The sequence below is a fragment of the Acidipila rosea genome, from assembly GCF_004339725.1.
GTDB lineage: Bacteria > Acidobacteriota > Terriglobia > Terriglobales > Acidobacteriaceae > Acidipila > Acidipila rosea.
In genome coordinates, this window is the sequence record NZ_SMGK01000001.1 from 234009 (window position 1) to 248028 (window position 14020).

Consider the following 14020-nt stretch of genomic DNA (forward strand, 5'->3'; position numbering starts at 1 on the left):
TTGTTTTATTGCATTTATTTATGTTATATCTGTCATCCTGACCGAACCGCAGCAGTTTTTTAGCGGGCTCTAACGGGCGAAGTTGTACGAGAGCTGCAGCCCGCGGCCATTCGCGGTATTCACCGTGGAGAGGGAGAAGTAGCGCTTCTCCGGCGACCGATGACGGACAACAAATCCGCCGATCAGGTAGCCGAAAGTGCTCCCCACCACTACATCCGACGGAAAATGGTCCCGTGCCATCACCCTTGAGGCAGAGACGGTAGTCGCCAGGGAATAGACCGCCAGCCGCGTTCTCCAGCCGTCATACTGCGCCGCGACGACGTGGGCGAAGGCCCAGACATTCATGGTGTGCTCGGAGGGCATCGAGCCGCCGTCCGGCCAGGTTTTCAGTCCATGCGGCCAGAATCGCCCTGTGCCATCCCCCGTATTCGGCCGCTCCCGGTCGATGGCATACTTCATCGCCTGATCGACTATGGTTGCGTCCACCATTGCCTCGCCTGCCAGCACGCCGGTGTCGCGCAGCTGGCTGTTGCCCGTCTTCGCGCCGAGAAAATAGCCTATGGCCGCCGAAGCCGCCGGGCCATAGAGGCCGCCGTAGTCTGAGACTTTCTTGAACTTGTTTTCCCTGCTGGGATCGACGCCGAGTGTCCGCATGGCGTGCGCGTCATAGTCCAGCCCCAGCCCCATGGCAACGCCAAATGGCACAATCCAAAGCAGATCCTTGGGTGTGGTGCGCAGCGGGCTGGTGACAATGCCGAGCTGATCCTGCCCGATCATCTTGGCGCAGGTGACCAGCGCGGTGATGCCGCAGTCCTCGGCCGACAGCGTTTCGCTCTGGCCATAGAGCAGGGAGGACGAGAGGAAAATCAAGCCAAGGAAAAGAGAAAGCCGTCTGAACATAAACTCCATCGAGCTTACCATTCAGACGGCCTGGGAATGAGATAAGGGTGAGTTACTTCTCGACTTCTACCCCGCGCCAGAAGGCTACATGATTCTTGATGTTCCGGGCTGCTGGCTTGGGGTCGGGGTAGTACCAGGCGGCGTCCTGGTTCTCCTGACCGTCGATCATCAGAGAGTAGTACCGCGCCTGGCCCTTCCATGGGCAGGTCGAGGTCGTCGAACTCGGCCGGATATACTCGCGCTTCAGCGCGCTCTCAGGGAAGTAAATATTCCCCTCAACCGTTTCAAATGTGTCACTCTCCGCTACTACTTTTCCGTTCCAGGTCGCTTTTGCCATGGTGCTCTGCCGATTCCCTTCCTGCGTTAACACAACCTCGTACAACTTACCAGATGCAGACCATCGGCGAAAGGATCGGATTTCGAGGTTTTCCAGGAGAGACTGACCCCGTTCCGATTTGGTTTCCGATCGCTTACGGCTTGGCTCTCATCACTTCTATCCGCTGACGGATCAGTTCTACCCGCCGCCGCGCCTCCGGGTACTTGTCGAGCAACTGTCCGGTTTTTGCGAGGAGCTCCGGCACCTGCTCGCGAATGGCCGGCAGCAGCGGCTGCAGCTTGGCGTAAAGGAAGAGGTTTTCGCCGTTGCAATCGAGAAACATCTCGGCGTTGAGCGCCCCGTGCAGCACGAAGGATGCGGCCATCTCCCAGTAGCTCAACACCTGCCGCAGATAAGCATTGCGCGGGTGGTCCATCGCGCGGAGCACGGCAAAGACATCGTCCGCCGTGGACGGCCAGAACTCGGTCACGGCCCAGTTCCGCGCTGCACGCATGGTCTCCTCCGTGCGTAGTTCATAAAGCTTTAGAATCAGCTGCGCATCGGCATTCGTAGCCAGATTTGTTTCCATAAGTCGAGCGATTTCCTTTAGCGTTCCGAAGTTCCTGCCCTCCCATCATAGCTGCCAAGGGCTGTTTGCCGGGCTGAGAAGCCAGTCTGTGGATAACAGTTATCAAAGGAGAATCATTATCACCTTCCGGCGCTTTCCGGACCCTGATCGCTCTGCGCTGTTGTCCGGAAATGGACAGCAGATGTCCGGAAATGGACACCAAGTGACCTTTGTCCAAGCTCCTTATTTAGCTAACTATCGCAAAATCATCGAGATGCAAAACAGGATGCATTGGCCCTCTTCCTGCATAAGTAAGAGTCGTGGATATCGCCAGGCCAGACATTAAGAAGAAGAAGGTTCGCCGCCAGGTTGCAACGGTGGTGGTTGTAGTGCTCGTCGCGGCAGCAGCAGCGGCGGCAGTTTTCAGGCTGAAACCGGCTGCACCTACCGTAGACGCGAGCACCATTTGGCCCGATACGGTCAAGCGCGGCCCGATGATCAGGCAGGTGCACGGGTTGGGCACGCTTGTCCCGCGCGAAGATCGCATCCGGCTGATTCCCTCGCAGACGGAGGCGACGGTGACCCGCATCCGGGTGCTTCCGGGCACCAAGGTTCAGGCGGACACGATCCTGATGGATCTGACAGACCCGCAACTCCAGCAGGAGCTGCTCGATGCCCAGCTGCAGCTGAAGGCCGCCCAGGTGGACTACCACAACCTCCAGGTGAAGCTGGAGAGCGAGCTGATGGATAAGCGCGCTGCCGCGGCGACGGTGACTGCCGACTCCAGCCAGGCGCAGCTGCAGGCGCAGACGGACAGCCAGTTATACAAGCTGGGAGTGATCAGCGGACTGGCCTATAACAAGTCGAAGTCCACCGCCGATGAGCTGAATATTCGCAACAAGATCGGCCAGGAACAGGTGGACATGAACCAGAAGGCGATCGAAACGCAGCTCCAGGTGCAACAGACCAAGGTGGAGCAGGCGAAGGCGATGCTGGAGCTGAGGCAGAACGAGCAAAATGCGCTCGAAGTGCGCGCCGGAATCGACGGCGTGCTGATCGATCTGCCGCACCAGGTGGGAGAACACGTTGCGCCGGGAACGACGCTCGCGAAGGTTGTGCAGCCGGACCAGCTCAAGGCCGAGCTCAAGATTGCTGAGACGCAGGCGCACGATATTCAACTTGACCAGCCAGCGGAGATCGACACCCATAACGGCATCGTGCCGGGGCATGTGAACAGAATTGATCCCGCGGTAGTGAACGGAACGCGCACAGTTGACGTAGTACTGGATGGACCGCTGCCACCCGGGGCGGTACCGGACCTGAGCGTGGACGGGACAATCGACCTGAATCGCCTGAAAGATGTGCTCTATGTCGGACGCCCTGCCTTCGGCAACGAGAACAGTACGATCAGCCTTTTCAGAATCGATCCTGACGGCAAGTACGCCACGCGGGTGCAGGTAAAGGTAGGGATGGCGTCGGTGACGCAGATTCAGGTTCTCGAAGGACTGAAAGAAGGCGACCGGGTCATCCTGTCTGATATGTCGCGGTACGACAACACGGATCGCGTGCGTCTGGAATAACGCAGCAGCAACCAAGGAGCGAAGGCCTATGGATATGCAACAGCCACTGATACAAATTGAAGGTCTGACAAAGGTCTTCTACACGGATGAGATCGAAACGCACGCGCTGTCCGGCATTCACCTCGAGATCAAGAAGGGTGAGTACGTCGCGATGTCGGGCCCCTCGGGCTGCGGCAAGTCAACCCTTCTGTCGATCGTCGGACTGCTCGACACGCCGAGCGGCGGTAGCTACATGCTGAACGGGCATGCGGTCGAGAACCTGAACTTTGCGCAGCGCTCGCGCATTCGCAACCAAGAGATCGGCTTCATCTTTCAGAGCTTCAACCTGATCGGTGATCTGACGGTGTATGAGAATGTCGAACTGCCGCTCACCTATCGCTCCGGCATGGCGGTGGCGGAGCGCAAGCGCCGGGTGCAGGAGTCGCTGGAGCGCGTGAGCATGGCGCACCGGATGCGGCATTATCCCTCGCAGCTCTCAGGTGGTCAGCAGCAGCGCGTGGCGGTGGCTCGCGCCCTCGCGGGATCTCCATCGATCCTGCTGGCTGACGAACCTACCGGCAACCTGGACTCGCGCAATGGCGAAGCGGTGATGGAGCTGCTCCATAACCTGCACAGCGAAGGGGCGACGATCTGCATGGTGACGCACGATCCCCGCTTTGCAAAAGAGGCTGAGCGGCAGGTGCATCTCTTCGATGGCAAGGTGGTCGCAGAGGGCGATCCGCTGGAGCATGTGCTCGAGGCGCGCTGAAGATAGAGCGCGCTTCCCAGCACACAATCGAGCGGCGAGTGGAAGGCAGCGTGGCCTTGTGCGGATACGTGTGTGGAAAGAGCCAGCTGCGCCCCGCAGCCAGTGACGGAGAGAAGGTCGGATGATTCAGTTACGCAATATCGAGCGGAGTTACAAGGCAGGTGTGGGCCAGACGTGGGTGCTGCGGCGCATTCAACTGGATATTCGCGAAGGCGAATTTATCACCATCATGGGGCCTTCCGGCGCGGGGAAGTCTTCCCTGCTGAATGTGCTGGCGCTGCTCGACGATCAATGGCTGGGCGAATACTGGTTTCGCGAGCAGGCAGTGCACACCATGAACCGCAAGCAGCGGGCTGAAGTTGCGAAGCAGTACACCGGCATGGTCTTCCAGAGCTATCATCTGCTCGACGACCTGACGGTCGCTGAGAACATCGATCTGCCGCTGAGCTACAAGAATATCTCGCGCTCCGAGCGGCAGGCGATGGTGGCCGACACCCTTGACCGATTCAACATAGTCGGCAAGAAGGATCTCTTTCCTTCGCAGCTTTCGGGTGGCCAGCAGCAACTGGTCGGCATTGCCCGCGCGGTGATCCATAAGCCCGCACTACTGCTTGCCGATGAGCCGACAGGCAACCTGCACTCGACGCAGGCCAAGGAGATCATGGAGCTCTTCCGCGAGCTGAACCAGCAGGGAACGACGATCGTGCAGGTGACGCACTCGGAGGCAAACGCGGCTTACGGTTCGCGCGTGATTGAAGTCCGCGATGGATGGATGACGCGCGATACTGCCAATCCCGATATGGAAATGACAAAGGTGGACGCATAGTGCGGCGTGTAGTGACGATGATGTTTTGCGGATGGTTTGCGGCTTCGGCCCTGGCGCAGCAGTCAGCGGCGCCTGATGCTCCGGGACCGGTGAATACTCCCCCGACGATAGCGCAGCAGGCGCAACAGGCGCAGGTGCAGGGTCAGGCCGTGATGCCCCAGGGGTTCCATGTGGAGCTGCCGCACTCGCATAATCCCTTCTCGGCCTACAGGTCGAGCAACGTGGCGCCGCTGAACCTGTCGAATTCGCCGCGGCTGCAGCAGCTGGTGCATAGCGGCAAGCTCTATCTGTCGTTGCGCGATGTGATTGCTCTGGCACTTGAGAACAATCTCGACCTGGCCTACTTCCGCTACAACATGCCTATCGCGGAGACGGATCTTGCGCGCACCAAGGCCGGCGGCATCGCCTATGGTGTGAACACCAATGTGCAGCAGGGTACGGCAGGAGGCTTTGGCAGCACGCAGACACCGTCCGGCGCCAGCGGCACAAGTTCAGGCACGAATGCGGCAGGCGCGGGCGGTATTGTAACTTCCACGCTGGGCGCGGGAACCTTTGTCAATCCATTTGACCCGCAGCTCTATGTGCAGGGCTTCAACGACCATACGACGCAGCAGCTGGTGAATACGGTCCAGTTCGGTGTTCCGCTGTACCGGCAGAATACGACGGAGCTGCTCTCCGAGTATTCACAATATTTCCCGCTCGGCACTCACGTTGCGGTGGATTACACGGGATATCGGCAGACAACGAACAGCCAGTTCAATATTCTCAATCCGAATCTCTACTCAAATCTCCTCTTTTATGTGAGCCAGCCGGTGCTTGCCGGCTTCGGACTCGCCACCAACGAGCGCTACATTCACATCGCGAAGAAGAACATCCAGCTCACCAACCTTGGCTTCAAGGCGCAGGCCATTGCGACGATTACGCAGGTGGAGGACATCTACTGGGACCTGGTGAGCGCCTATGAAAACGAACAGGTCATGGAGCGCTCGCTCGAGTTCGCGAACAAGACGCTGGATGACGACCGGAAGCAGCTTGAGCTGAAAGCCATTCCCGCGATGCAGGTGATGAAGGACGAGTCCGATGTGGCGACGCGTGAGGGCGACCTGACGGTGGCAAAAGCCACGCTGAAGCTCAACGAGCTGCTGATCAAGAATGCGCTGACGAAGACGATCGATGACCCGCAGCTGGAAGATATGCCGGTGATCCCACTCGACCGCATGGGCGCGCCCGACGAGAACGCCACCAAGCCCATCGAAGCCCTGATTGCGACGGCGGAGAAGAACCGGCCCGACGTGGCGATGGATGAGATTGCCATGCAGGTGGCGCAGATAAGCCTGCGCACGATCAAGAACGAGCTGCTGCCATCGTTGCGGCTCTACGGCGAGTATGTAGGTAACTCCAATGGCGGCAGCCTGAACCCGGCGTGCAGCCTGGGTACCGGATGCGTTTCAAATCTTCCCACCGGCCTGGGTGGGACTTTGCAGAACACCTTCAATTACACTGCGCCGGAGTACCAGGCCGGCTTCAAACTGAACATCACGCTACGCAATCGAATTGCGAAGGCAGACCAGTTTCGCTCGGTGCTCGAGTATCGCCAGAGCGAGCTGACCTTTGAGCAACAGAAGAAGAGCATCCGCTTTGATGTGCGCAACTCGCAGTTTGCGCTGCAGCAGGCTGAGGCGCATGTGGATGCGGCGCGCAAGGCGCGGGACCTGGCGCAGAAGACCTTCGACATCACCAGGCAGGAGCAGCAGCTGGGGGCGAAGTCCAGCTACGACACGCTGTCGGCGCAGCACGACCTCGCCGTGGCCGAATCAGCGCTGTCAGCAGCGCAGGCGGCCTATGAGAAGGCGAAGATCGACATCGACCGCGCCGTAGGCGATACGCTGGAGCACAACGGCATCTCGATCGACGATGCCAAGAGCGGTGTCGTGACGCACATGTAAGCTGGTGCAGGCGGAAAGAATTGCAGGCGATGGCTGCTCTCCGCCGGAACGGAAAATTTTCTGAACGGGACAGCTGATCTGCAAAGTCAATGACGAACGTTTCTCCCAATCCGTGCGTGCTGATCGCCGACGATCAGCCGCACATACTCGATGCGCTTGAGTTGCTGCTGCGCCCGGAGGGTTTCCGCGTGGAGCGCGCCGACTCCCCGGCCATGGCGCTCGCCGCAGTCAGGGCTTCGCAGTTCGACGCGGTGTTGATCGATCTGAACTACGCCCGCGATACGACCTCAGGACAGGAGGGGCTTGACCTTCTGAGCGCCATCAAGGCAGTCGACGCACAGGTGCCGGTGATCGTGATGACGGCGTGGGCGAACGTCGAGCTGGCGGTGGAGGCAATGCGGCGCGGCGCACGGGATTTCATCCAAAAGCCGTGGGAGAATGCGCGCCTGCTGACGGTGCTGCGCACCCAGATCGAGTTGCAGCAGACCATGAGAAAAGCCCAGCGGCTGGAGGCGGAGAACCGCATTCTGCGGGGCGGCAAGCTGCCGCAGCTGATCGCGACCTCGCCCGCGATGGAAGGAGTGCTGAGCACGATAACGCGGATCGCACCTTCCGACGCAAATGTTCTTATTACGGGCGAACACGGCACCGGCAAAGAGGTAGTGGCGCAGACGCTGCACACCCTGTCGGCGAGGGCGCAGCGCACGCTGGTAGCGGTCAACACGGGCGCGCTGCCTGAGGGCACGTTCGAGAGCGAACTCTTCGGCCATGTGCGTGGCGCCTATACGGACGCGCGAACGGAGCGGATCGGACGCTTTGAGCTGGCTGACGGCGGCACGCTGTTTCTCGACGAGATTGCAAACATCCCGCTGCGGCAGCAGGGGACGCTGTTGCGGGTGCTGGAGACGGGCGAGATGGAGCGCGTCGGATCGTCAAAGACGCGCAAGGTGGATACGCGGCTGCTCTCGGCAACGAACGCGAATCTGCGCGCCGAGGTCGAGGCGGGAAGGTTTCGCGGCGACCTGCTCTTCCGGCTGAACACGGTCGAGATTCATCTGCCGCCCTTGCGCGAGCGGCGTGAAGACATTCCGCTGCTGGCGGCGCATTTTCTCAGCCGCTATGCGGAGCGGTATCGCAAGCAGCTGGGCGGTTTTACGCCGGAGGCAATGGGCGTTCTCACGCAGGCGGCGTGGCCGGGGAATGTTCGCGAGCTTGAGCATACGATGGAGCGCGCGGTGCTGATGGCGCGCGGAGAAAAGATCGAAGCGGTGGACCTGGGGCTTGGCGTGAGCCGCTCCTCTACGCAGACGCTCGACGAGATGAGCCTGGAATCGGTGGAGAGTGCGCTGATCCGCAAGGCGCTCACTCGCGCCGGGGGCAATGTAAGCCAGGCCGCCGAGGCGCTGGGGCTGAGCCGTGGAGCGCTCTATCGCCGCATGGAAAAGTATGGTCTCTAGCAGGGCGGACTGTTTGCCCGTCGATGAGCTGCTCCCTGGCTGTATAAGAAATGCATGACACAGCGGGGTCGAGCTGCGGGACGGCATGCGGGCAAGAGGCCGGGCACAGGATTCGCGTTTGAGGCGCGGATCAAACTGCTGCTGCTGCTCCTCTGCCTGCCCGCGCTGGTGCTGCTGTGGCTTCTGCTGTGGATCGAGCGCGTCCCGCTGCTCGGTCTTGTCGGTTCACTGGTAGCCGCCGCGCTGCTGCTGGCGATTCTCTCTGTCGCGCTCTTTGAACAATTTGTCCGTCCGCTGCAGACACTGGCAAACGTGGTGGCTTCGCTGCGGGAGCAGGACTACTCCTTTCGCGCGCGCGGCGCCGCACGAGGCGATTCGCTGGGCGAGCTTGCGGCGGAGATCAATGCGCTTGCAGATACGCTGCAGGGGCAGCGGGTGAGTGCGCTGGAGGCAACCGCGTTGCTGCGGCGGGTGATTGAAGAGCTGGATGCGCCGGTGGTTGCTTTCGATCAGCAGCTGCGGCTGCGGCTGGTCAATCCCGCGGCCGAGCGGGTGCTGGGGCTGAGCTCGGAGAGCGATCTGGGGCGCGGCGTTGCGGAGTTGAAGGTGGCGCCGCTGCTTGCGGACACCGCTGAGCAGGTGATCACGCTTGACTCGGCGCGCTGGATGGTGCGGCGCACAACCTTTCGCCAGCGAGGTGTGCCTCATACGCTGCTGCTGCTATCTGACGTGAGTTCAGCGCTACGCGAGGAGGAGCGCGTGGCATGGAGGCGGCTGATCCGCGTGCTGGGCCACGAGATCAGCAATTCGCTGGCGCCCATCAAATCGATTGCCGGGAGCCTGCGCTCGCGGCTGCCTGCAGATGGGGGAGATCTGGAACGAGGCCTGGGAGTGATCGAAGCACGGGCCGAGTCTCTGAACCGCTTTGTGCAGGCTTATCGTCAATTGGCGCAGTTGCCGCAACCGGTGCTGCGGCGCGTGGCGGTGCGTCCGCTGCTGGAGCAGGCGGCGCGGCTGGAGACGCGGATTGCGGTCGAGGTGGGTGAGGCCCCCGAGGTGGAATTGCTGGCCGATCCGGACCAGATGGAGCAGTTGCTGATCAACCTGGTGCGCAATGGAGTCGAGGCCGCGATGATGCCACGCGAAGAGCACGCGAGCGCTGAGGCACGGGTCACGGTACGATGCCTGGTCGAGGAAGGAATGGCGGTGATCGAGATCATCGACAATGGTCCCGGTTTTGCGAATGCGTCCAATCTGTTTGTGCCGTTTTACACGACAAAGAAGAGCGGCAGCGGCGTGGGGCTGGTGCTGGCCCGGCAGATTGCCGAAGGGCATCAGGGAACGGTGGAGCTGCGAAATCGGACCGATGCTAGCGGGTGCGTGGCCGAGGTGCGTATTCCACTGGCGGAGTAAGAGGATTGCCCCATTCTTTCGCGGGAAAGAATGGGGCAGTGCACCGCAGGCAGCCGATCAGTAGTGGAAGCGGTAGCGAACCTCGCCGTAGATCTCGCGGGGATCGTTGTAGTGGAAGCCGCCGAAGGTGAGGCTGTTGTCCAGCAGCACACGGTGATTGGTGACATTGGTTGCGTTGACTGAGAGAGTCGTCTTCTCGCGAAAGACCTTGCCCAGCGCGAGGTTCAGCGAAGTATCGTGAGGCAGATATTCCCCCGGATATTGCGCGTTGGGGTCGCCGTTGGTAAATCCTGAGCCATAGTAGAGATTGGCCGAGCCATAGGCGTGCCACGGAAGCGAGCTGTCGATGCCAGCATTGAGCGTGTTTCGCTGGTCGTGGTCGAGCGGCGTATAGCTGAAGCCTGCATCGCATTGCGGCGAGGAGACAGGCGTGCAGATAAGGCCGCCGGTGATGGGACCGCGCTGCTGCGCGACCTGGTTGGAGTAGGCCAGATGCACCTGGCCCAGGCGAGCGATGGTCGGCGAGTGAATAGTGAGCTCCCAGGCCTGAATCAGCGCGCCGTCGATGGTCACGGGGAAGAAGATATTCGATTCGCCGACGTTGGAGTGGTCGAGGAAATTGTTGGCGCGGGTTTTGAACGTATCCGCATCGAGCAGCCAGCCGTGGAAGGGAATCTGCAGGCCGAACTGATGCTCCTCATCGCGCTCGCCGTGCAGCGGGGTGAAGGCAGTATTGGTGCTATTGGCGTAGCCGATGAGCGGCCCGGCGGCGGTAAGCAGCGGCGGCGCCTGGTAGTAGCGCCCGTAGAACGCGCGGAAGACCCAGTTCAGTTTAGGAATCTGGACTGCGATGCCGAAGCGCGGATCGTTATCGCTCTCGGAGACGGTGCCGCGAAACTGCGACGAGCGCAGCCCGGCGATGAGCGTCAGCCAGCTGGTTGCCTTGTAGTTGTCGGAGACATACTCCTCGATGAGACCACCGGCTGCGCTGTCCTTGACGGAGAAGTTGGGGAAGCTGCCGTCGTTGAAACGCGAGCCGAAGGTGTAGCCGTCGTGCTGGCCGAAGGAGTAGAAGCCGGCCTGCAGAGTGTGCTTCTTCCACTCTGTAGAGAGGGAGGCCTGCACACCGCCGTAATTGGTGGCGCGGTCTGAGGTGGTGGCGACGGGCATGTCCTGCGGGTTTGGTTCATAGTTGGCGCTGTTGTAGTGGTAGAAAGGCGAGAGCTGCAGCAGGGTTGTGCTGTTGAAGCTGTGCGCCCAGGTGAAGGCGGAAAATCCATCCACCTCATGCTGGCCGTCGCGGAGGCCGCTGGAGTTGTAGAGCTGGTTTTCAAGACTGTCGGGATTAGGATCGTAGGGAATCTGGAAGTAGTCCGTACGAAGCTGGCTGACGAGGCGCAGCTGATCCCTGGGCGTGCGGTTATAGACGAGCGAGTTGAAGCCGCCATAGCCGTTGGCCGCATCGTGATATGCCTTGGAGACGGGCGGCATCAGGCCGTAGTCGGTGCGGTTGCCGTTGAGGCTGGCGTAGTAGGCGAAGCGCTCGGTGTGGTCGCCGAAGTTGAACTGGTCGTTAGTCTGGTTGAAGCTGCCGTAGCTGGTAACGAGTTCGGCTTCTCGCGATCGCTCGAAGCCGGTGCGCGGGGCGACGTTGAAGACGCCATAGGTACGGTCGCCGACGTCAGCGTTGTAGCTGCCGCGCTGGACTTCAAGATAGTCGATGTCCTTGGGGTCGATCTGCGCCCCGAGGTTGCTCGCGATGTTGGTGTTTGGGATATCAACGCCGTCAATCTCCCAGCTCACCTGGTGACCGCCGCGCATGTGGAGCATGTCATGCACCATGTAAGCGCCGGGGACATAGTTGGTGATCATGGCCTGGCTGTTGGTGCGGTCGCCGCCGGGCGTACGGGCAATATCGATGCGGTTGATAGTGGTGGTCGGGGTGACGGAGTTGACGTTGGCGACATCTGTCTGCGAGGTCACCTTGACCGACTGCTGGACGCTGCCCACCTGCAGCTGAAAGTGCAGGATGGGCGAACTGTCAGAGGCGACGCGCAGGGTCTGCTCCAGACGGTCAAAGCCCTGGGCGGCGATCTCGATGCGGTACTCGCCGAGCGGAACGGCAAGCAGGGCGAAGTAGCCGTCGCCATTGGTCGTGGCCGTCTTCGAGAAGGAAGAGTGGACGGCGTGAATCGTGACTGCTGCGCCCGGCAGCGGGCGATGCTGCGGGTCATGCACAATGCCCTGGATCTCTCCAAAGACAGTTGCATGCGAAACGGGGATGAAGATGAAAGAGCAAAGAAAAAGCAGTAAGAGATAACGGCGCACTGAGTCCTCACGGAATAGCGATGCTGCAAAAGGAGTGCTCCCGGGCTCCGGCGCATGGCAGAGGAGGGCCTCTGTGGCGCGGTGAGAGAGAACGGGGAGCAGGGCTTGAGGAGCTTAGAGGCTGCTGGCGGGAGGGCCGCGCTTCTGGCGCGTGCGTGAGAAGGAGAGCCGGTAGCGGGCTTCGGCTTGCTGGGGCGAGTTCTGCTGGATGTGGAGAGAGATGGTTTGCCTGAAGGCCGTCGGCTGGCTGAGCGAGGAGCTCGAAGCAGGCGCGGTGGACTTGGGTAGGCATGGGCAGCGTTCCGGAACTTTTGCGATGGTTCTGCTGCTGGTTGCGGCTGCAGCGCCTCCGGCCATGCTCATGGCGCAGTGATGATTGCCATTGCGGCGACAGCAGGCGGGCAGGGATGCTTCAGTGGGCGTGGAGGCGAACAGGGGCGCAGCCGGCATGAGGCCGAAGAGCAGAAGGAGTGCCCATGAGAGTATGCGTTCCACAATGACCCTTTCACGAGTTTAACGCACACACGGGTGTGCCCTTTTAACACATGCAGCGATTAGTATGAAGCAAGGCTTCGGCCTCCATTTCTATTTCAGGCGGATCAAAAGATTGAGGATCAAGGCGGCAATTCTCGGTTTCGGCACGGTTGGAAGCTCAGTGGCGCGTATTCTGGGCGACCTGAAACCGGAGGGGGTGGAGCTGGTTTCCATTTTCAATCGCGATGTGGAGCGCAAGCGCGTGGACTGGGTTCCTTCGCAGGTGCGCTGGACGAGTGACGTGAAGGAGATTCTCGCCTCGGACGTGGATGTCGTGATTGAACTGGTGGGCGGACTGGAGCCTGCGGGAACGTGGGTTCGCGAGGCGCTGACAGCGGGCAAGTCGGTCATTACGGCGAACAAGAAGCTGATTGCGCAGGATGGAGTGGCGCTCGATCGGCTGGCGCGCAGCAAGGGGGCAAGCCTGCTCTACGGGGCGGCGGTTGCGGGTGGAATCCCGGTAATTCCGGGGCTGAACCAGGGGCTGGCCGGGGAAAAGGTCGAGCGGATCGAGGGCATTCTCAACGGGACATGCAATTTCATCCTGAGCAAGATGGAGCAGGGCGCGGAGTTCGCGCCGGTGCTCGCCGAGGCGCAGGCGCTGGGCTACGCCGAAGCCGATCCCACCGAGGATGTAGCGGGCTATGACGCCCGCGCCAAGCTGGTGATCCTGTCTAGAATCGCGTTGCGAGCCGATCTGGCGATTGAGGAGATTGACTGCCGTCCGATCACGCCGGTAGCGGCAATCGATTTTGATTACGCGAAAGATTTAGGCTGCACGATCCGGCAGATTTCGCGTGCGGAGCTGCGCAACGGCAAGGTGCTGGCGACGGTTGCGCCGATGCTGGTGCCGAAGGGATCGCCGCTGGCGTGGTCGCGGGGCACGGAGAATATGGTGCTGGCTGGCGGCAAGTACGGCGGCGATGTGGTCTTTTCCGGACACGGCGCGGGAGGCCATCCTACGGCGGTGGCGGTCGTTTCCGATCTGCTTGCGATTGCACATGGTTCGCGTGCGGTCGACCTTCCCAGCCAGAAGACCCCGGTGAGCGCAGACTTTCTGCTGCGGCACTACATTCGCTTTGTGGTGGATGACCGGCCAGGAATTGTGGCCGGGATTGCGGGGGCGCTCGCCGAGCAGGACATCAACATCAATGTAATTCTGCAGAAATCAGGCCATGATAAGGTGAGCATGCCTTTTGTCGTGACAGTAGAGCCCTGTCCGGTCTCGGCGCTGCGCCGGGCGCTGGCCAAGGTCGCGGAGATGGACTGCCTGCGGCAACCGCCGCTCGATCTACAGATACTGGAACCGGAGGGCTGAGGCCGGCTTCCTGAGTCCTTCGCCCCGGGCATGGCGACCGCCGCGGGTGCTATAGTTTCGCCGTCGTGTCATCTCATGGGTGATCC

General features: G+C 61.0%; 12 protein-coding genes. 7 read left to right on the forward strand and 5 right to left on the reverse strand.

The features are described 5' to 3' along the window. Positions 1-69 precede the first annotated feature (69 nt). From C7378_RS01025 to C7378_RS01035, 3 genes are all read right to left on the reverse strand, one after another. Positions 70-900, reverse strand: a complete 831-nt coding sequence (locus C7378_RS01025; RefSeq protein ID WP_165876573.1) for a phosphatase PAP2 family protein — start codon at positions 898-900, stop codon at positions 70-72. A gap of 52 nt (positions 901-952) precedes the next feature. Continuing rightward, positions 953-1237, reverse strand: a complete 285-nt coding sequence (locus C7378_RS01030) for a DUF427 domain-containing protein (RefSeq protein ID WP_131990836.1) — start codon at positions 1235-1237, stop codon at positions 953-955. Between the two features lie 133 nt (positions 1238-1370). Further along, a complete protein-coding gene (locus tag C7378_RS01035; protein ID WP_131990838.1) occupies positions 1371-1805 on the reverse strand; it encodes a DUF4760 domain-containing protein in 435 nt (144 codons plus the stop codon). Positions 1806-2104: 299 nt separating this feature from the next. On the opposite strand from C7378_RS01035, the gene C7378_RS01040 reads away from it, so the two are divergent. From C7378_RS01040 to C7378_RS01065, 6 genes are all read left to right on the forward strand, one after another. After that, complete coding sequence (locus tag C7378_RS01040; RefSeq protein ID WP_131990840.1) at positions 2105-3364, forward strand: efflux RND transporter periplasmic adaptor subunit; 1260 nt, start codon at positions 2105-2107, stop codon at positions 3362-3364. Positions 3365-3392: 28 nt separating this feature from the next. Next, positions 3393-4112: an ABC transporter ATP-binding protein gene (locus C7378_RS01045; protein WP_131990842.1), complete on the forward strand. Its 720-nt coding sequence runs from the start codon at positions 3393-3395 to the stop codon at positions 4110-4112. A gap of 121 nt (positions 4113-4233) precedes the next feature. Next, on the forward strand, positions 4234-4938 hold the full coding sequence (locus C7378_RS01050; protein ID WP_131990844.1) for an ABC transporter ATP-binding protein: 705 nt from the start codon (positions 4234-4236) through the stop codon (positions 4936-4938). Then, positions 4938-6884 (forward strand): TolC family protein, encoded by a 1947-nt coding sequence (locus C7378_RS01055; protein WP_243647971.1) that lies wholly within the window; start codon positions 4938-4940, stop codon positions 6882-6884. Before C7378_RS01050 ends, C7378_RS01055 begins: the two co-directional genes overlap by 1 nt. Positions 6885-6973: 89 nt before the next feature. After that, the gene (locus C7378_RS01060) at positions 6974-8341 is read left to right on the forward strand and encodes a sigma-54-dependent transcriptional regulator (protein ID WP_131990846.1); all 1368 of its coding nucleotides are present in this window, start codon (positions 6974-6976) and stop codon (positions 8339-8341) included. 54 nt (positions 8342-8395) lie between these two features. After that, positions 8396-9754 carry a sensor histidine kinase gene (locus tag C7378_RS01065; protein WP_131990848.1) on the forward strand — a complete coding sequence of 453 codons (1359 nt, stop codon included), beginning with the start codon at positions 8396-8398 and terminating at the stop codon, positions 9752-9754. A gap of 57 nt (positions 9755-9811) precedes the next feature. Here the strand turns inward: C7378_RS01065 and C7378_RS01070 are convergent, their stop codons facing one another. Both C7378_RS01070 and C7378_RS01075 read right to left on the reverse strand, forming a co-directional pair. After that, positions 9812-12082: a TonB-dependent receptor gene (locus C7378_RS01070; protein ID WP_131990850.1), complete on the reverse strand. Its 2271-nt coding sequence runs from the start codon at positions 12080-12082 to the stop codon at positions 9812-9814. 114 nt (positions 12083-12196) lie between these two features. Continuing rightward, entirely contained in the window at positions 12197-12577 is a 381-nt protein-coding gene (locus tag C7378_RS01075; protein WP_131990852.1) for a hypothetical protein, read from the reverse strand. A gap of 64 nt (positions 12578-12641) precedes the next feature. On the opposite strand from C7378_RS01075, the gene C7378_RS01080 reads away from it, so the two are divergent. Next, positions 12642-13934 carry a homoserine dehydrogenase gene (locus tag C7378_RS01080; RefSeq protein WP_131990854.1) on the forward strand — a complete coding sequence of 431 codons (1293 nt, stop codon included), beginning with the start codon at positions 12642-12644 and terminating at the stop codon, positions 13932-13934. Positions 13935-14020 lie beyond the last annotated feature (86 nt).